This is a genomic window from Pseudomonas sp. WS 5078 (genome assembly GCF_012985745.1).
GTDB classification, from domain to species: domain Bacteria; phylum Pseudomonadota; class Gammaproteobacteria; order Pseudomonadales; family Pseudomonadaceae; genus Aquipseudomonas; species Aquipseudomonas lundensis_A.
Map to the genome: position 1 here is coordinate 13,122 of NZ_JAAQWX010000013.1, position 17,937 is coordinate 31,058.

Sequence of the window (17,937 nt, forward strand, 5' to 3'; positions counted from 1 at the left end):
TCGACAGCTACTACGATGTTTCACTTTTCATTCGATAGGCTCAGAACCTAGAGTTTGTAGCTCGCGATTGAGCGGGCTTTTCTTTTTTCTGTCAGTTCTTGAAGCCCGGTAGACTATTCGCACGGCAATAGTTGCCTACGGTGCGTGTTACACCTTCTGCTGAATCATCCTCGCCATCCTCTGGATAGTACAGTAGGTCGCTTCCTGCCGGATGGGGAACAATCTTGTTGAAGTGATCGACAAGCTCGCCCCTTTCGTCCTCGGTGGTTGCGTCTTCAATCGCCTGAATCAGCGACTTGAATTCCTGTTCGGTGTAGTCAGCCAGTTGGCTCTTCAATTCCATTACTCAACTCCCCTGTGAATGTCGATATGGCGTCTAGGGGTGACGACATTGATGTTGTCGGTATCGTATACCGCACCACCATCCTTGATTAGTTCGATATGGTGCAGCTCGAATGCGATTCGTTTTCCTGCATGTCCAGCCCTCGGGCTGACAGGTGCCAGACCATTTAACATGCCTTTAAGGTTGCGTTCGTTGAATTGCTGACTTAGCTCTGGGTCTTTGGCTACAAGCTCCCAGAAGGTTTTTCGGAAAGTGTCGAAGTCCTTGAATTCCCGTCCCCGCAGTTGGTCTGCGATTTGTGAGGGAACCGGTACACCAAGTCCTACACCAGCACCTGCAAGCCATATTCCTACTACGTCCTGCCCTTGGCCTGTAACAATGCCAGGCTTTCGACGAACGTTCATCACGATGTAAAGCGGCTGCACTCCCGAGTCTGCCGGGAACACAAGGATGAAGTCTTTGTACTCGGGCGGGTAGATCGGGTTGACGATGATGCTATCCGCTTTCTCAGATGGCGGATAAATCCAGATTTGTGGGGCTTGAGGTGCGCCCTCTAACGCTGGAATACCTAAGGTGTTGGACGGGTCAGCGGCGGGTGTCCATATCAGGGTTACGCCATCGCCCAAGTCAGCCACTTGCCGGGAGCCTTGGGCAACGAACTGCACCACGGGAATCATTTCCCAGTCGCGGCGCTTCTGGGTGTTGTACCCGTAACCTTTCAAGGTGCCATCGGCCTGCTGCTCAACGTGCAGGCGAACACGTGTACGTCCCTCTTTAAGCGTCTGGAGCTGTTCTTCGGTATATAGGCTGCTGTCGCCCAAGCTGGATGGCCACAGCAATGCAACAACGCCCGTCAAAGTACCAGCAGCAACACCCATGGTGGTCCCGGACGCCACAGCACCAGCCGTACACAAACCACCACAAGACACACCGCCTGCGGTGCCAGTAGCAACGCCTCCTAAGAGAAGTGTTCCCAGTGACGAGGGTACGGAGCCGCTGATTTTCTTAAGGGGAATGTTTCCTTGTGCATCCGTTTCACGGCCGCCCAGCAAGGCAAACTCGCCATATTGGCTAACCGGATCGGTGGGGATGGCTCCGCCGGGACTGATGTAGTTGATGGTCCCGTATGGCAGCGTGCAACTCTTGGCAAAGACGCATCCGCGTGAGGCCACTTCATCCGGCTTCTTGATCGAACGCCTACGTGCGTCAGCTGCCCGCTCGTTCCGTGCATTCGCCGCCAGTGTTCTGTCCCAAGCTGCCTGTGCGGCCTCTGTCGCCTCGGCATGTCGCCTGTTGCCATCTATCCCATTACATCCCAGGGTATTCGGGAAGATATTCTTAACCGCCATAACATTCCCTGCGCAAATTGACGGTCCGTGTTCGCCGCCTAAGTGCGACAGGACGCTACTTCACAGATGTTTGGCTTGTCCGTAGGAAAATTCTCAAAGTTATAAAAAATCGTCAGCGGATGCTTGAATGGGGAGGCACCCTTGAGTGGGGCGGAATGCAAACGTCGGCGTGTTACAAGTCGTTGGAAGTGGCTTGCTAACCCCCGTTAAATGCTTAATCGGCAAACTTCAACGCCCGCGTTTCCCCGAGCAGCAACGGCGCATTCAGCTCAGTCACCTCACGTATGTAATCCCACAACAGGGTGATCCGCTTCAACTTGCGCAGATCCTCGCGGCAGTACATCCAGAACTGCCGCGTGAGGTTGATCTCTTGCGGCAATACCGGCAGCAGGCGCGGGTCTTGAGCCGCCAAAAAGCACGGCAGGATCGCCATTGATCGACCTTGCTGCGCCGCGACGTATTGCGCGATCACACTGGTGCTGCGCAGGTTGGCGCTGGCCCCCGGCAGGACATTCGCCAGGTACAACAGCTCTGAACTGAACGCCAGGTCGTCGACATAACTGATAAACGGATGCTCTGCTAAGTCCGACGGTCGGCGGATCGGCGGGTGAGCGTCGAGGTAGTCCTGGGTCGCATAGAGTTGCAGCCGGTAGTCGCACAATTTGCAACACACATATGGCCCGTGCTCGGGGCGCTCCAAAGCGATCACGATGTCGGCTTCGCGCTTGGACAGGCTGATGAAGTGCGGCAGCGGCAGGATATCGACCGAAATGGCCGGGTAGGCATCAACAAAATGGCTGAGCTGCGGGGTGATGAAAAAGCTGCCGAAGCCCTCTGTGCAACCCATTCGCACATGCCCCGATAACGCCACGCCCGACCCTGACACTTGCTCGCAGGCCATGTGCAGCGTGCTCTCGATTGACTCCGCGTAGCCCAACAGGCGTTGGCCCTCATTGGTCAGGGTGAAGCCGTTAGTGCGCGACTTTTCAAACAGCAACGTGCCGAGTGCCGTCTCCAGCGAACTGATGCGTCGCGATACCGTGGTGTAGTCCACCGCCAGCCGTTTGGCCGCGCTGCTGGCTTTGCGGGTACGGGCTACCTCAAGAAAAAACTTCAGGTCGTCCCAGTTCAGTGCGCTCAACGATGTGATGTTTTTTTGCATGTTAGACCGGCTTTTATGTGCGTTCTTATTAGAAGAACGCACACCTATACTCCAAAAACAGTCCCGCGACCAACCCGTCGCCACTCCCATAACAATAATTTCGGAGACTTCCATGACGGCTTCTACCCCGTATCAAAACGCCCGCTTGCTGATTGATGGTGAGTGGATCGAGTCGCAGAGCACGGAGTGGCACGACATCGTCAACCCGGCCACCCAGCACGTGCAGGCCAAAGTCCCGTTCGCAACTGCCAATGAAGTCAACGCGGCCATCGAGGCTGCCCAGCGGGCCTTCCAGACCTGGAAACTGACGCCGATCGGTGCGCGCATGCGCATCATGCTCAAGCTGCAAGCGTTGATCCGTGAACACTCCAAACGCATCGCCACCGTGCTCAGTGCCGAGCAGGGCAAAACCATTGCAGACGCCGAGGGCGATATTTTTCGAGGCCTGGAAGTGGTCGAGCACGCGTGCTCCATCGGCACGCTGCAAATGGGCGAATTCGCTGAAAACGTAGCGGGCGGCGTCGACACCTACACCCTGCGTCAACCCATCGGTGTGTGCGCAGGGATCACGCCCTTCAACTTCCCTGCCATGATTCCGCTGTGGATGTTCCCCATGGCCATCGCCTGCGGTAACACCTTCGTTCTGAAGCCTTCGGAACAAGACCCGCTGTCGACCTTGATGCTGGTAGAGCTGGCGCTTGAGGCCGGCGTGCCGCCGGGTGTGCTCAACGTGGTTCACGGTGGCAAGGATGTGGTGGATGCGCTGTGCACCCATGCCGATATCAAAGCGGTGTCGTTTGTCGGCTCAACCGCCGTCGGCACCCACGTTTATGACCTGGCCGGGCGCCATGGCAAGCGCGTGCAATCGATGATGGGCGCCAAGAACCACGCCGTGGTGCTGCCGGACGCCAACCGTCAACAAACCCTGAATGCGCTGGTCGGTGCCAGTTTCGGCGCGGCGGGTCAGCGCTGCATGGCCACGTCAGTGGTGGTGCTGGTGGGCGCGGCCAAACAGTGGCTGCCTGACCTCAAGGCGTTGGCGCAACAACTCAAGGTCAACGCAGGCAGCGAGCCCGGCACCGACGTCGGCCCGGTGATTTCCAAGCGGGCGAAGGAGCGGGTGCTGAGCCTGATTGAAAGCGGCATAAAGGAAGGCGCGACGCTGGAACTTGATGGGCGCAACGTCAGCGTGCCGGGCTTCGAGCAAGGCAACTTTATTGGCCCGACCCTGTTTTCGGGCGTGACCACCGACATGCAGATCTATACCCAGGAAATATTTGGCCCTGTGTTGGTGGTACTGGAGGTCGATACGCTTGACCAGGCCATCGCGCTGGTCAACGCCAACCCCTTCGGCAACGGCACGGGCCTGTTTACCCAAAGCGGGGCAGCCGCACGCAAGTTTCAGAGTGAAATCGACGTCGGTCAGGTGGGCATCAACATCCCGATTCCGGTGCCGGTTCCGTTCTTCAGCTTCACCGGCTCGCGGGGGTCAAAACTGGGCGATCTGGGCCCGTATGGCAAACAAGTCGTGCAGTTCTACACCCAGACCAAGACCGTCACCAGTCGTTGGTTCGACGATGACAGCGTGAATGATGGCGTCAATACCACCATCAATCTTCGTTGAGGACAGCGTCATGAAAATCGCATTTATCGGCTTGGGCAACATGGGCGCGCCAATGGCGCGCAACCTGATCAAGGCCGGGCATTCGTTGAACCTGTTCGACCTGAATAAAGACATCCTCTCGGAACTCGCCGCCCAGGGCGGGCGCATCAGCGCATCGCCCAAAGAGGCGGCGCAGGGTGTGGAACTGGTGATTACCATGTTGCCCGCAGCGGCTCACGTGCGCAGTGTCTGGCTGGGTGAAGAGGGCGTGCTGGCAGGGATTGGCGAAGGTGTACCGGCAGTGGATTGCAGCACCATCGACCCGCAAACCGCGCGTGATGTGGCCGCTGCCGCGGCCAAACAGGGCGTGCACATGGCGGATGCCCCGGTGTCCGGGGGTACGGGTGGCGCGCAGGCTGGCACCCTGACCTTCATGGTCGGTGCACAGAAAGCGCTGTTCGATACCTTGCACCCGGTACTCGCGCAGATGGGGCGCAACATCGTCCATTGCGGGGATGTGGGCACCGGTCAAGTGGCTAAAATCTGCAACAACTTGCTGCTGGGTATTTCCATGGTGGGGGTTAGCGAAGCCATGGCGCTGGGCGCGGCGTTGGGCATCGATACCGAGGTGCTGGCGGGCGTTATCAACAGTTCGACCGGGCGCTGCTGGAGTTCTGAAACCTACAACCCGTGGCCGGGTATCGTGGAAACGGCACCGGCGTCACGCGGCTACACTGGCGGTTTCGGTGCCGAACTGATGCTCAAGGATCTGGGCCTGGCCACCGAAGCCGCGCGGCAGGCGCATCAGCCTGTGGTCCTCGGCGCAGTGGCCCAGCAGCTGTATCAGGCCATGAGTTTGCGCGGCGAGGGCGGCAAGGACTTTTCCGCCATCATCAACAGTTATCGCAAGCCCGAATAGGGTCTTTTCCGGGAGTCCGCGTCGGGCGGACATCCCGGTTTTTTGCGGCCAATAAAAACCCCCGGTCCTCTGCGAGTGCCGGGGGTTTTTGCAGGCGTTGCTCTAGCGCTGCGTGGCCAAAGGCTGGCCGGTGCGCAGGCGTATCCGGTAGAAAGCGTAGATGATCAGCAGCCACACGGGGATGGCATACACCGAAGCACGCACGTCGGGAATCATCCAGATCACCGACACAATCACCACCATGAAGGCCAGGCACACGAGGTTGCTCAATGGCGACCAGAACGCCTTGAACGACGGCACCACGCCTTGCGACGCCATGGCTTTGCGGAATTTGAGGTGCGTGAGGCTGATCAGCGCCCAGTTGATCATTAGCGAGGCAACCACCAGCGCAAACAGCAGCTCCAGCGCCTTGTGCGGCGCCACGTAGTTCACCACCACGCACAGCATGGTCACCAGCGCTGACACGCCAAGCGCCCGTAGCGGCACGCCGTTTTTGGTCAGTTTCATCAGCGCCTTGGGCGCGTCGCCCTGTTCGGCAAGGCCGAAGAGCATGCGGCTGTTGCAGTAAACACCGCTGTTGTAGACCGACAGCGCGGCCGTCAGCACCACAAAGTTAAGAATCTGCGCCGCCGTGTTGCTGCCAATCAGGGCGAAAATCTGCACAAACGGGCTGCCGCTGTAGGCATCCCCAGAAGCGCCCAGTGTGACCAGCAGTTGATCCCACGGGTACAGCGCCAGCAGCACGGTCAAGGCACCAACGTAGAAAATCAGCACGCGATACACCACTTGGTTGATCGCTTTAGGGATGACTTTTTTCGGCTCGCTGGCCTCAGCAGCGGTGATGCCCACCAGTTCCAGTCCGCCGAACGAGAACATGATGAACGCCATCGCCATCAACAACCCGGTGCCGCCGTTGGGGAAGAACCCGCCGTGGCTCCACAGGTTACTGAACGACGCCTGTGGCCCGCCGGTGCCAGTGATCAGCAGGTAACAGCCGAGCACGATCATGCCGATAATCGCCACCACTTTGATAATGGCAAACCAGAACTCCATCTCCCCGAACACTTTCACATTCAGGGTGTTGATCAGGTTGACCAGCACAAAGAACACCACGGCACTGACCCACGTCGGTACCTCGGGCCACCAGAACTGTATGTATTTGCCTACCGCCGTCAGCTCGGCCATACCGACCAGCACGTACAGCACCCAGTAATTCCAGCCCGACAGAAAGCCCGCATAGCCGCCCCAATATTTGTGGGCAAAGTGACTGAACGACCCGGCCACCGGTTCTTCGACGATCATCTCGCCCAACTGGCGCATGATCAGAAAGGCGATGAACCCGGCAATCGCATAGCCCAGGATCATCGACGGCCCCGCAGACTTGAGGACGCCCGCCGAGCCGAGGAACAGCCCCGTGCCAATGGCGCCGCCCAGGGCAATCAGCTGGATGTGGCGGTTTTTCAGGCCGCGCTTGAGTGTGATGGGAGGAGCGTTATGGTCGGCCATCAGGTGCCCTGTTCGTTGTTGTTTTCAGTGTTGGAATCCACGTCAGGCATGGCGTGTACCGGCCATCCGCGCAGTAAAGTCCGCGATATTACTCCCGGGGAAAATTCAGGCATACAGTCATGCGTGCTTCTAGGCTAATTCCTACAGGTTCTATCCCGGCTCCACGTTGCCTAACGCGTCCACCAGTGCCTGTGCATAAGCGGGCAGTTGATCGAACGACCGCGCGCACAGCAGCAGTGTGCGATCAGCCCATGGCTCACTCAGCGTGACGATCCGGAACGTGCGCGGTGCTTGCCACCGCTCAATGGTGGCGCGCGGCACAATGCCCAGTCCCGCGCCACGGGCGACCATGCGCAACACACCGTCAAAGCCTTCTGCGCGCAGCCGGGTGTGCAAGCGAAAGCCGCTGTGCAGCGCTTGTTCTTCCAGATACACCGCCAGCGCGCTGTTGACTGAAAGGCCGACAAAATCATGGTGCAAGGCGTCGTTGAAGCGCGGAGCGGGATGGTCGGCCAGCGCATGGTCAAGCGGGACCACCAACACGAGCGGGTCCTGCCGGAAAGGTCGGGTTTGTAGGTCACTCGTGTCGACGGCATCGGAAATGATCCCGATATCGGCTGCGTCCTGACGCAGTGCGTGGGTAATGCGCAAGCTGGTCAACTCCTGCTGGTCGACACTGATGGCGGGGTGTTGGCGAACAAAGTCGGCCAGCAACTCGGGCAGGTATTCAGTGAGGGCTGCGGTATTGCACAGCAGCCGTACACGACCTTTGAACCCCTGCGCGTACTCGGTCAGATCGTGACGCATGCGCTCGACGTGTTGCAGCAGCGCCCGGGCATGCTGGGCCAACGCCTGACCCGCTGGCGTCGGACTGATACCGCGTCGGCTGCGCTGCAAGCACTCGACCCCCAGCGAAGCCTCCATGGCCCTGATGCGGGCACTGGCGGCGGGCAGCGATAAATGACTCAGGCGAGCGCCCGCTGTGATATTGCCGGCCTGCACGATGTTCAAATACAGGCGCAAATCGATCAGGTCGACAGGCATCGTGGTGTTTTCCTTATGGTGCGCCCGCAGCCTCGGGCGGCGATATTTGGACGGTGTAAGGCGAAACAGCCTCTTGTCAAGCAATAGGCTGACTATGGTAATTGCGCATTTTCTGCCCGTCGGCCGTGCGCCAGCATACGCGCATGAAGACATTAATCGAGTTTTACCAAACCTTGGGCTGGGCCTTGTCACTGCTGGTGATGCTCACGTTTCTGTTGGCAGGCACGGTCAAAGGCATGATCGGCCTGGGCTTGCCTACGGTGGCGATGGGCATGCTCGGGCTGGCTATTGCTCCGGCGCAGGCAGCGGCGCTGTTGATCATCCCATCGATGGTGACCAATGCCTGGCAATTGGCTGTTGGCGGTCAGTTGCGCGCGTTGATCCGGCGGTTATGGCCCATGCAATTGGGGATTTTTTGCGGCACGGGATTCGGCATGTTGTGGCTCGGCATCGACGGCGGCAGCGGGGTGGTGCGCGCGTTGGGGGCAGCGTTATTGCTGTACGCCTTGAGCGGGCTGTTCTTGCCTGCCTTGCAAGTGGCCCCGGCCCGCGAACCGTGGCTCGGCCCGCTGTGTGGCGTGCTCACGGGCGTAATCACGTCAGCAACCGGGGTGTTTGTGATCCCCGCGGTGCCGTACCTGCAGGCCTTGGGTCTTGGCAAACATCAACTGGTTCAGGCCTTGGGATTGTCTTTCAGTGTCTCCACATTGGCCATGGCTGCCGGGCTGTACGGGCGCGGCAGCCTTGGAGGCGACGAACTGAACGCGTCACTGCTGGCGCTGTTGCCTGCCATGCTCGGCATGTGGCTGGGCCAAGCCTTGCGTCAACGCGTCAGCGCCATGCTGTTCAAACGCGTCTTTTTCGTCGGCATGGCCCTGCTGGGGGCACACTTGTTAATCAGCGGTTAGCCGAAGACGGGCTGAGCATGTCGATCAGGCGTACTTCAAAGTCGCGGGCAAGGTAGTCCATGCGGTTGTCGAAAAATTGCTTCATGTGCGGCAGGTTTTCATGCACCGCCAAGTGTTCGCGGGACTGCCAGATTTCATAAAAGATGAACAGGGTCGGGTCCTGCTGGTCGCGCAGCATGTGGTACTCGATGCAGCCGGGCTCCAGACGGCTTGGCGCCACGTAGGAGCGAAACAGCGCTTCGAAGGCGTCAGCTTTTTCGGGTTTGGTGTAGGCGTGAAGAATAAATCCGTGCAATGGGCGCATCTCGTCGACTCCTAAATGGGTGGTTTCGAGAGAATACGGCAACAATGGAATGGCTATTTGTGACTATTGAGCAAATGTAATTTGCCGCGGCACGGGTATTTCCTAAAGGAAGGAATCGTTACTGTGCCGGTCACTTTTAAACCCTTAGCCCAACGCCGCTCCACAGCGCCGAGGGTTTATTCCTGACGAGGCTGATGATGAAAAAAATACTTTTGCTTAACGGTGCCAAAAAATTTGCGCACTCGGACGGTCGTTACAACCTGACCATGCACGACACCGCACTGGCTTTTTTCGACCGTAATGGCTTTGACGTCAACGTCACCCACATCGACGAAGGCTACGACGTGGCCGAAGAAGTGCAGAAGTTTCTGTGGGCCGACGTCATCATTTATCAAATGCCGGGTTGGTGGATGGGCGCGCCGTGGATCGTTAAAAAATACATCGACGAAGTGTTCACCGAAGGCCACGGCAGCCTGTACGCCAGTGATGGTCGCACGCGCTCCGATGCGTCACAGCGCTATGGCAGCGGCGGTCTGATCCACGACAAAAAATACATGTTGTCGCTGACCTGGAACGCGCCGCAGCAAGCGTTTGACGACCCGGCTGATTTCTTTGAAGGCAAAGGCGTCGATGCGGTGTATTTTCCGTTCCACAAAGCCAATCAGTTTTTGGGCATGAGTGGTTTGCCGACATTCCTGTGCGTTGACGTGATGAAGCGTCCGCAGCCTGAAGTGGATGCTGCCCGCTACGAGCAACACCTCACCGACGTGTTTCTTCGGTAACGAGACGCTCGCAGTCACACGCTGCCCGGCAGCGACTACCATGACTGGCTATTCAATGAGGGACGTGTGTGAAAGCCAGATCTGATGAGTTGCAAATCTTTGTGTCAGTGATTGAGTGTGGCTCAATCTCTGCTGCTGCCGAGCACGCCGGGCAGACGCCTTCTGCGGTCAGCCGCACGTTGTCTCGGCTTGAGGCAAAGCTCGAAACCACACTGATCAACCGCACCACGCGGCGCATGGATTTGACCGAGGAGGGCAAGTTTTTCTTCGAGCGCGCCAAGCAGATTCTCGAACAAATGGACGAACTCGAAGAGCGCCTGATCGCGCACCAGCGCACGCCGTCCGGTCGCCTGCGCATCAATGCTGCATCCCCGTTCATGCTGCATGCCATCGTGCCCTACATCCCCGAGTTTAGGGCGCTGTACCCCGACATTCAGCTGGAGCTCAACAGCAACGACCTGATCATTGACCTGCTGGAGCAAAGTACCGATATCGCCATCCGCATCGGCACGCTGGCCGACTCCACGTTGCACGCCCGCTCATTGGGGTGCAGCCCGCTAAATATCCTTGCCAGTCCGGCGTACATCGCCGCACATGGCTTGCCGAACTCGGTCGCAGAGCTGGCCAGTCACAGCCTGATCGGCTTCACCCAAAACGATGGCCTGAACCAATGGCCTCTGCGTTATGCACAGGGGGACCGCTGGCCGATCGAGCCCAGTATCAGCGCATCCAGCGGCGAAACGGTACGGCATCTGGCGTTACAGGGGCAGGGCATTGCGTGTTTGTCGCATTTTATGACTTACGACGACATCGCCACCGGCCGGTTACAGGTGGTGCTGGCTGAATTCAACAGCGGTTATCGTCAGCCAATTCACGCCGTGTACTACCGCAACTCGCAATTGGCACTACGAATTCAGTGTTTTTTGGATTTTATCCAGACCAAACTCGCGAGCTACGCGGCCCCACACTTCCCTCATTAAGCCTTGGTTTTTTCTTTTGTTGTTTGAAAACGTAACTGAAATCAGACAAGGTTCAGCACCGTCATACAAAAATAAAAGGAAGTCCCCATGCGTGTTGTCTGGTTCAAATCCCTGACTTTGGCGGCTGCGATTGCAGCCAGCTCGTCGGCGTTCGCCGTCACTCTGGAAGGGGGCGCAGTGGCTGCCCCGGATCAATATGGCGCTGAAGTTGCTGCGCAAATTCTCAAAAAAGGCGGCAATGCTGTCGATGCTGCCGTCGCTACGGCGTTCACCCTGGCCGTGACCTACCCCGAAGCCGGCAACATCGGCGGGGGCGGCTTCATGACGTTGTTCATCGATGGCAAACCTTACTTTCTCGATTACCGCGAAACAGCTCCCAAAGCTGCCAGCCGCGACATGTACCTGAACGACAAAGGCGAAATCATCGAAAACATGAGCCTGGTGGGTTCACGTGCAGCCGGTGTGCCGGGCACGGTCATGGGCTTGTGGGAGGCGCATCAGCGCTTCGGAAAACTACCGTGGTCGGAGCTGCTGACCCCGGCCGTGGGTTACGCAAAAAATGGTTTCAAGGTTGCGGACAAGCAGTACCAATACCGCGAGGATGCGTTGAAGCTGTTCAACGGCACCACTAACTTCGGGGATTATTTCGGCAGCATGAAGCCGGGTGAGACCTTCAAGCAGCCGGAACTGGCCGCCACCCTTGAACGTATTGCCGATCAAGGCGCCAAAGAGTTCTATCGGGGCGAAACCGCCGATTTGCTGGTTGCCCAAATGCAGCAGGACAAGGGTCTGATCACCAAGGACGACCTGAATGAGTACAAGGTCAACTGGCGTGAGCCGATGCGTGTGGATTTCCGCGGCAATACCCTGTACACCGCGCCATTGCCAAGCTCAGGCGGGATCGCGCTGGCGCAACTGATCGGCATCAAAGAAGAACGGGCAGCGGATTTCAACGGGGTTGAACTGAACTCTGCGCCGTACATCCACCTGCTGGCTGAAATTGAAAAGCGCGTGTTCGCTGACCGCGCCGATTACTTGGGCGACCCGGATTTCGGCAAAATGCCCGTGGCTGAGTTGACTGACCCGGCGTATATCGTCAAACGTGCGAAAGAGGTCAATCCTAAAGCCATTTCGGCGACAGAAAAAGTCAAACCGGGCCTGGAACCGCATCAGACCACGCACTTTTCCATCGTTGATAAAGACGGCAACGCTGTTAGCAATACCTACACGTTGAACTGGGATTACGGCAGCGGGGTTGTCGTCAAAGGTGCGGGTTTCCTGCTCAACGACGAAATGGATGACTTCAGCTCGAAACCGGGCGTGGCCAACTCGTTCGGTGTGGTGGGCGGCAATGCCAATGCGATTGAACCTGGCAAGCGCATGCTGTCGTCGATGAGCCCGACGCTGGTGACCCGGGATGGCGAGGTTACGCTGGTACTGGGTACGCCCGGTGGTTCGAGGATCTTTACCTCGATTTTCCAGGTGCTGAACAACCTGTATGACTACAACCTGCCGCTGGAGAAAGCCGTCGCGGCGCAGCGTGTGCATCACCAATTGCTGCCCAAAGACACCATTTACTTTGATGCCTACGCACCGATTACCGGCAAAGTGGCTGACGAGCTGAAAGCCATGGGCTACACCCTGGAAGATCAGGGTTGGAACATGGGTGACATCCAGGCTATCCGTGTCAATGGCACCCAGCTTGAAACAGCCTCCGACCCGCGTGGCCGTGGTGTTGGCAAAGTCGTGAAGTAACCCCTTGTAGTCGCTGTCGGGGTACGAGGCTGCGAACGCGTGCAACGCGCGTTCACACCCGGAGCGCTGCCTTGCTCCCCCCGTCAGCGGCTACAGTTATCTCAGTGCTCCACAGTTTGTTACCATCTGTTTCTGAAACGCCCTTCTGAATGCCCCGATTTAGGTACTCCATGAAAATCTCCCGTCTGCGCGCCGATGTTCTGGCCGGACTCACGACGTCCTTTGCCTTGCTGCCCGAGTGCATCGCTTTTGCGCTGGTGGCTCACCTCAACCCGTTAATGGGCCTGTACGGCGCGTTCATCATTTGCACGTTGACCGCGCTCTTCGGCGGGCGGCCGGGCATGGTGTCCGGCGCAGCCGGGTCGATGGCGGTGGTGATTATCGCGCTGGTGGTGCAGCACGGCGTGCAGTACTTCCTCGCGACGGTGTTACTGGGCGGCCTGATCATGATGGTGTTCGGACTGCTCAGGCTCGGCAAGCTGGTGCGCATGGTGCCGCACCCGGTGATGCTCGGGTTCGTCAACGGGCTGGCGATCATCATTGCCATGGCCCAGTTGGAGCATTTCAAACGTGACGGCCACTGGCTCACCGGCACGCCGTTGTATGTGATGGCCGGGCTGGTGGCGCTGACGATGCTCGTTGTATACGGCCTGCCGCGCCTGACCAAAGTGGCGCCGCCCGCACTGGTGGCGATTGTGGGTGTGGGGGTGGCGGTGTACGTGCTGGGCTTGCCGACCCGCACGCTAGGTGACATGGCTCATATCGCAGGCGGCTTGCCGAGCTTCAGCCTGCCGCAGATCCCATGGACCTTCGACACGCTGCGCATCATTGCGCCCTACGCCTTTTTGATGGCCATGGTCGGCCTGCTGGAAACGTTGCTCACCCTCAACCTGACGGACGAAATCACCGAAAGCCGTGGCTACCCTGACCGCGAATGCGTGGCACTGGGTGCTGCGAACATGGTGTCCGGCGTGTTCGGCGGTATGGGCGGGTGCGCGATGATTGGCCAGACCGTGGTCAACCTCAGCTCCGGCGGTCGTGGACGACTGTCAGGTGGGGTGGCGGGGGTCATGATTCTGTTGTTCGTGCTGTTTCTGTCGCCGTTTATTGAGCGCATTCCCCTGGCGGCGCTGGTGGGCGTGATGTTTGTGGTGGCGCAACAAACCTTTGCCTGGGCCTCGTTGCGGGTGCTGAACAAAGTGCCGCTCAACGACGTGCTGGTGATCGTTGCCGTGACGGTGATTACGGTGTTCACCGACCTGGCCTTTGCGGTGCTGTGCGGCATCATCATTGCCGCGCTGAACTTCGCCTGGCAGCAAGCGCGCCAGTTGTACGCCGACAGCTCGCTGGAGCGTGATGGCAGCAAACTGTACCGCGTGCATGGCACGTTGTTTTTCGCGTCCACGACCGCGTTTTTGAATCAGTTCGATCCGGCCAACGACCCTGCTGAGGTGACGCTCGATTGCCGCCACCTGAGCTTTGTCGACTACTCGGCCATTGCCGCACTGATCACGCTGCGCGAGCGCTATGCCAAGGCAGGTAAACATCTGCGGGTACTGCACGTGTCCGAGCGCTGCAAAAAACTGCTCAAACGTGCGCGTGTGCACGCGGTGTAATCAGGCAGCGCACCGATCCGGCCATACCTTTTCAAAAGCGTTCCCGACGAGTTCTGCCTGAGCGTGCGCTAAGGGTGGCAGTTCGCCGCCAGGACGTGAGCCTGGGTCAAACCGTCGGCAGAACGCCAGGGGGCGATCTGCCATTGGGCAGCGTTGCGGTAGTTGGAGGCCAGGCACTGGAGTTGCTCCGTGATCGAATGCCCCGGCGGCAAGACGTTGAACTCTGCATCTGCGCCGTGCAGCGCCACCAACTCTTTACTCGCGGCCTGGCTATTAAACATCGCGACGGTCTGACTGCACGCGCTGGGCGTGACGACTAACAACCATTTGCCCTCTTTTAATACCCAACGGGCCGCATCGAAGTAGGTGGGGCAAACCCGTTGATCGGCTTGATTGAATGTGAAGACCGCGTGCTCATTCATGGTGGCCGGGTAGGTGATTTTGATAATGGGGGTGTAGGCGCGCTTATTCTCCACAACCCAATCCAGCTGATCCTGTTGAGCGGCCGCCAGCCCGCTGCCCAGATACGGATCGTCTACGTAAAAGAACGCCATGATCGGCAGCGAATCCGGGTTTTCTGCCCACGTCGATAAGCGCAGCTTGTTGGGTGTTTCAAAGGTGTCGTATTCAAGTTGGTCTGAGTTTTTAAGCAGCAGTGACCTGGCCTTCAGGCTGGCATAAAAGTGTTGCGCCCCCTTTTCTTCAAAGCGACCGCTGACCTCACGGAAGCCGCATTGCTTTCTGAGGGCGCCATCGGTTTTCAAATGGTCGTCTACCCAGTCTTCAGCCGTATGAATGTTCAGTGCTTCACAAGACGTTTCGACGGCCGACGTATCGAATTGATCCCCGCACCCTTTATCGTCCCGTTTGTGTGTCCCCGCATCGAGAGGGAAAGAGCACAGTACTTGGGGCGCTTTTTTAATGGGCGGGTGGGCATGGCCATAAGGATAAAGCACAAAACCATTGAGCTTATTGGCGTCGGGGTTATTGAACCGGGTGTCGGCGCGCAAGTAGATGAAGGAGATGCCCCCGCTTGAAGTTGAGGCGCGCCCCGGATTCCATGCGTAATGCCCTGGACGGCTTCGCGTGTTCTTTATCATCAGGCCCGAACAGTAATAGGCCGGCCGTTGCCCATCAGCACAAGACTCAACAGTGGACAGGTAGTAACGGGTCATCTCGGCGGCGATGTCATCTCCTGGTTCAGCCAGTGCGTTAAACGTGATGCAGGCCAGGGCCGTCAAATAAACCAGGCGGGTTAGCGTGCCATTGACCCATGTTGTTTTTATTAGCCGTTTTATCGGGGGGCATCCGTCCGAGATGATCATTGTCGTCATTCAATGCTCTAACGGTTGAGTGGGCTGCTCCTTTATTAAGTGATTTCACTCGGTATTTATACTGTCAGAAATGACAGGTCGCCCCAGTGCGACGTCGACTCCGGGCGCTGAAGCGGGGTTGGCGTTGACCCTGTTTGAAAACAAAAAGCCCTTCATTTAGAAGGGCTCAGGGTCATGTCATGGAGGCTGTTTCAGATTTTGAAGTGGCTCACCATCATTTGCAGCTGGTTGCCCAAACGGGCCAGTTCGACGCTGGACTTGGCCGTTTCATCGCTCGCGGCGGCGGTTTGTTCCGACACGTCACGCACGTTGATGATGCTGCGGCTGATTTCTTCTGCCACGGCGCTCTGTTGTTCCGCCGCAGCGGCGATTTGCTGGTTCATCGACTGGATGTTGGACACGGTACGCGTGATGCCTTGCAGTGACGTGCCGGCCTGGCGGGTCAGGGTGACGCTGCTGTCGGTCAGGCTGCGGCTGCTGTTCATCACGCTGGCCACGTGTTGGGTGCCGCTTTGCAGGGCAGCGACCAACGTTTGGATTTCTTCGGTGGACTTTTGCGTACGCTGGGCCAGCCCACGGACTTCATCCGCTACGACGGCAAACCCGCGACCGGCTTCACCGGCACGTGCGGCTTCAATGGCGGCGTTGAGGGCCAGCAGGTTGGTTTGTTCGGCCACCGCTTTAATCACGTCCATCACGCTGCCGATCTTGTCGCTTTCCTGTTGCAACACGGCCATGGCTTCGGTCGAGCGCCCGACTTCAACGGCCAGACGCTCGATCTGGTCGATGGCCTGATTGACCACCTGATCGCCTTCGCGGGCTTCAGTGTCGGCAGCCGCCGCAGCTTGCGAAGCATCTTCAGCGTTGCGTGCAACTTCCTGCACCGTGGCAGTCATTTCGTGCATGGCAGTGGCCACTTGATCGGTCTCGATCTTTTGGCTGTTGACCCCGGCACTGGTCTGTTCGGTGACGGCCGACAGCTCTTCGGCTGCGCTGGCAATCTGCGTTACGCCATCGCGGATGCCGCCGATCAGCTCGCGCAATGTGGTGCCCATGCGCGCAATGCCCTGTTGCAATACACCCAGGTCATCGCGACGGGTCACACGCAGGTTTTGGCTCAAATCGCCCCCGGCAATGCGCTCGACAACGTCCAGGGTTTCGCGCAGTGGGCGGGTGATCTGACGGGTAATGACCACGGCAGCCAATATCCCGAACAACAGCACCAGCAGCGTGCTGATCAATTGAATGGTGTTGGCGCTCTCGCTTTCACTGTCGCGACGCTCCAGCTGGATTTTGTACAGCTCATCACTGCGGCTGAGGATGCCCGACCCGTAGTCGGTCATTTCCTTGCGCATGTTAGCGATGGTTTTGTCAGTGTCGGCGTACACCTGCAAGGCGTGCTGATAGTGCGCCAAGGCATCGTCAAGGGTGCGAAGGGTTTCAGGAGCGCTGGCGACAAAATAGGTGTTGAGCGCGGTCAGGCTGGCAATGGCGTCGTTGAGTTGCTGGCGTGCGGCCTGTTCGTTGGCTGTGGTCTGGGAAGCAATGTAGGCGCGGACTTGATAACGGGCGATCAGGAATTTTTCGCGAACGGTGGACAGCGTGTCCAGTTGCTCAAAGCGGTCCTGTTCACTGGCGCTGCTCTGCATGACGCGGCTTTTCAACAGGTCCATCGCGTCGCGAGCGACTTTCGAGTACGTGTCCATGTCATCGCGAGACACCGCCGATTCCACATACGCTTTGCGCATGGTGACCAGAGCCGACTGGTAGCGCTTGATGATCTCGTGCTGTTCATTGAGCAGCTTGAGGTTTTCCGGGCTTTTGAATGTGGCAATCAGGTTTTTCTGCTGCACCACAAAGGCCTCCAGATTGGACTGAACGTTTTGCGCCGCAGTTTCGTCGCCATCGGTGAGCATGTACTGCAAGCGTGCAACACGCAGGTTGGTCAGCGATGTGTTGAGGCGGGTGATGTCGCTCATCCAGTTACTGCGATCGATCAGCTTGTCCAGGCTGAGCCAGTCGCTGATGGCCATTAATAACGTAAGGGTCAACACCAGGCCAAAGCCCAGTGCGAGTTTCATATTGACGCTGATATTGCTCAGCCAGCTGTTCATGCGTTCCTCCAGGAACCGTTCGCTTCTTGATCGAGATTTCGCTGGAGAGTCTTTTTGTTCTGGCCCAGCAGAAGGTGTATTGGGCTGTATCGGCGGCTTGGCTCAGAGCTGAAACGTTTTTTAAACAGATCGATAAACGGTCAGAAGCCCTTTAAACAGTGGGGGAAAGGCTGTGCGCTCACGTTTTTTTTCACATCCGTTTCACCGATCCCCAACGT

Annotated in this window: 15 protein-coding genes; 7 read left to right on the forward strand and 8 right to left on the reverse strand. The window is 58.2% G+C overall.

The features are described 5' to 3' along the window. Nucleotides 1-91 precede the first annotated feature (91 nt). From HBN68_RS16780 to HBN68_RS16790, 3 genes are all read right to left on the reverse strand, one after another. A complete protein-coding gene (locus HBN68_RS16780; RefSeq protein ID WP_047278554.1) occupies nt 92-343 on the reverse strand; it encodes a bacteriocin immunity protein in 252 nt (83 codons plus the stop codon). Next, a complete protein-coding gene (locus HBN68_RS16785) occupies nt 343-1,692 on the reverse strand; it encodes an S-type pyocin domain-containing protein (RefSeq protein ID WP_169965460.1) in 1,350 nt (449 codons plus the stop codon). Before HBN68_RS16785 ends, HBN68_RS16780 begins: the two co-directional genes overlap by 1 nt. 214 nt (nt 1,693-1,906) lie before the next feature. Then, complete coding sequence (locus tag HBN68_RS16790; RefSeq protein ID WP_094995066.1) at nt 1,907-2,854, reverse strand: LysR family transcriptional regulator; 948 nt, start codon at nt 2,852-2,854, stop codon at nt 1,907-1,909. Between the two features lie 112 nt (nt 2,855-2,966). Here HBN68_RS16790 and HBN68_RS16795 point away from each other — a divergent pair, with 112 nt between their 5' ends. Beyond that, on the forward strand, nt 2,967-4,478 hold the full coding sequence (locus tag HBN68_RS16795; protein WP_169965458.1) for a CoA-acylating methylmalonate-semialdehyde dehydrogenase: 1,512 nt from the start codon (nt 2,967-2,969) through the stop codon (nt 4,476-4,478). Nucleotides 4,479-4,488: 10 nt separating this feature from the next. Further along, on the forward strand, nt 4,489-5,376 hold the full coding sequence (gene mmsB, locus HBN68_RS16800) for a 3-hydroxyisobutyrate dehydrogenase (protein WP_094995064.1): 888 nt from the start codon (nt 4,489-4,491) through the stop codon (nt 5,374-5,376). Nucleotides 5,377-5,478: 102 nt separating this feature from the next. On the opposite strand, the gene HBN68_RS16805 is transcribed toward mmsB, so the two are convergent. Further along, on the reverse strand, nt 5,479-6,882 hold the full coding sequence (locus tag HBN68_RS16805; RefSeq protein ID WP_169965456.1) for an amino acid permease: 1,404 nt from the start codon (nt 6,880-6,882) through the stop codon (nt 5,479-5,481). A gap of 150 nt (nt 6,883-7,032) precedes the next feature. Further along, entirely contained in the window at nt 7,033-7,926 is an 894-nt protein-coding gene (locus HBN68_RS16810) for a LysR substrate-binding domain-containing protein (protein ID WP_169965454.1), read from the reverse strand. A gap of 143 nt (nt 7,927-8,069) precedes the next feature. Here HBN68_RS16810 and HBN68_RS16815 point away from each other — a divergent pair, with 143 nt between their 5' ends. Continuing rightward, the gene (locus tag HBN68_RS16815; RefSeq protein ID WP_169965452.1) at nt 8,070-8,834 is read left to right on the forward strand and encodes a sulfite exporter TauE/SafE family protein; all 765 of its coding nucleotides are present in this window, start codon (nt 8,070-8,072) and stop codon (nt 8,832-8,834) included. On the opposite strand, the gene HBN68_RS16820 is transcribed toward HBN68_RS16815, so the two are convergent. After that, on the reverse strand, nt 8,824-9,138 hold the full coding sequence (locus tag HBN68_RS16820) for a putative quinol monooxygenase (RefSeq protein WP_094995060.1): 315 nt from the start codon (nt 9,136-9,138) through the stop codon (nt 8,824-8,826). The two genes, HBN68_RS16815 and HBN68_RS16820, sit on opposite strands and share 11 nt — an antisense overlap. 197 nt (nt 9,139-9,335) lie before the next feature. On the opposite strand from HBN68_RS16820, the gene HBN68_RS16825 reads away from it, so the two are divergent. The 4 genes from HBN68_RS16825 to HBN68_RS16840 all read left to right on the forward strand — a co-directional run bounded on the left by HBN68_RS16825 (nt 9,336) and on the right by HBN68_RS16840 (nt 14,271). Then, nucleotides 9,336-9,920 (forward strand): NAD(P)H-dependent oxidoreductase, encoded by a 585-nt coding sequence (locus HBN68_RS16825; protein WP_094995059.1) that lies wholly within the window; start codon nt 9,336-9,338, stop codon nt 9,918-9,920. A gap of 68 nt (nt 9,921-9,988) precedes the next feature. Further along, complete coding sequence (locus tag HBN68_RS16830) at nt 9,989-10,900, forward strand: LysR family transcriptional regulator (protein ID WP_094995058.1); 912 nt, start codon at nt 9,989-9,991, stop codon at nt 10,898-10,900. Nucleotides 10,901-10,987: 87 nt separating this feature from the next. After that, entirely contained in the window at nt 10,988-12,655 is a 1,668-nt protein-coding gene (gene ggt, locus HBN68_RS16835) for a gamma-glutamyltransferase (protein ID WP_094995057.1), read from the forward strand. A gap of 170 nt (nt 12,656-12,825) precedes the next feature. Further along, nucleotides 12,826-14,271 (forward strand): SulP family inorganic anion transporter, encoded by a 1,446-nt coding sequence (locus tag HBN68_RS16840; protein ID WP_094995056.1) that lies wholly within the window; start codon nt 12,826-12,828, stop codon nt 14,269-14,271. Between the two features lie 68 nt (nt 14,272-14,339). Here the strand turns inward: HBN68_RS16840 and HBN68_RS16845 are convergent, their stop codons facing one another. Together HBN68_RS16845 and HBN68_RS16850 are read right to left on the reverse strand one after the other, a co-directional pair. Then, nucleotides 14,340-15,605 carry a DUF2599 domain-containing protein gene (locus HBN68_RS16845; RefSeq protein WP_169965450.1) on the reverse strand — a complete coding sequence of 422 codons (1,266 nt, stop codon included), beginning with the start codon at nt 15,603-15,605 and terminating at the stop codon, nt 14,340-14,342. A 191-nt stretch (nt 15,606-15,796) separates the two neighbouring features. After that, the gene (locus HBN68_RS16850; RefSeq protein ID WP_169965448.1) at nt 15,797-17,719 is read right to left on the reverse strand and encodes a methyl-accepting chemotaxis protein; all 1,923 of its coding nucleotides are present in this window, start codon (nt 17,717-17,719) and stop codon (nt 15,797-15,799) included. Nucleotides 17,720-17,937 lie beyond the last annotated feature (218 nt).

What these genes read in the sequence shown, in the direction of transcription:
- HBN68_RS16780 (WP_047278554.1), bottom strand. Translation starts at nt 343, where the DNA reads ATGGAATTGAAGAGCCAACTGGCTGACTACACCGAACAGGAATTCAAG.
- HBN68_RS16785 (WP_169965460.1), bottom strand. Translation starts at nt 1,692, where the DNA reads ATGGCGGTTAAGAATATCTTCCCGAATACCCTGGGATGTAATGGGATA.
- HBN68_RS16790 (WP_094995066.1), bottom strand. Translation starts at nt 2,854, where the DNA reads ATGCAAAAAAACATCACATCGTTGAGCGCACTGAACTGGGACGACCTG.
- HBN68_RS16795 (WP_169965458.1), top strand. Translation starts at nt 2,967, where the DNA reads ATGACGGCTTCTACCCCGTATCAAAACGCCCGCTTGCTGATTGATGGT.
- mmsB (WP_094995064.1), top strand. Translation starts at nt 4,489, where the DNA reads ATGAAAATCGCATTTATCGGCTTGGGCAACATGGGCGCGCCAATGGCG.
- HBN68_RS16805 (WP_169965456.1), bottom strand. Translation starts at nt 6,882, where the DNA reads ATGGCCGACCATAACGCTCCTCCCATCACACTCAAGCGCGGCCTGAAA.
- HBN68_RS16810 (WP_169965454.1), bottom strand. Translation starts at nt 7,926, where the DNA reads ATGCCTGTCGACCTGATCGATTTGCGCCTGTATTTGAACATCGTGCAG.
- HBN68_RS16815 (WP_169965452.1), top strand. Translation starts at nt 8,070, where the DNA reads ATGAAGACATTAATCGAGTTTTACCAAACCTTGGGCTGGGCCTTGTCA.
- HBN68_RS16820 (WP_094995060.1), bottom strand. Translation starts at nt 9,138, where the DNA reads ATGCGCCCATTGCACGGATTTATTCTTCACGCCTACACCAAACCCGAA.
- HBN68_RS16825 (WP_094995059.1), top strand. Translation starts at nt 9,336, where the DNA reads ATGAAAAAAATACTTTTGCTTAACGGTGCCAAAAAATTTGCGCACTCG.
- ggt (WP_094995057.1), top strand. Translation starts at nt 10,988, where the DNA reads ATGCGTGTTGTCTGGTTCAAATCCCTGACTTTGGCGGCTGCGATTGCA.
- HBN68_RS16840 (WP_094995056.1), top strand. Translation starts at nt 12,826, where the DNA reads ATGAAAATCTCCCGTCTGCGCGCCGATGTTCTGGCCGGACTCACGACG.
- HBN68_RS16845 (WP_169965450.1), bottom strand. Translation starts at nt 15,605, where the DNA reads ATGACGACAATGATCATCTCGGACGGATGCCCCCCGATAAAACGGCTA.
- HBN68_RS16850 (WP_169965448.1), bottom strand. Translation starts at nt 17,719, where the DNA reads ATGAACAGCTGGCTGAGCAATATCAGCGTCAATATGAAACTCGCACTG.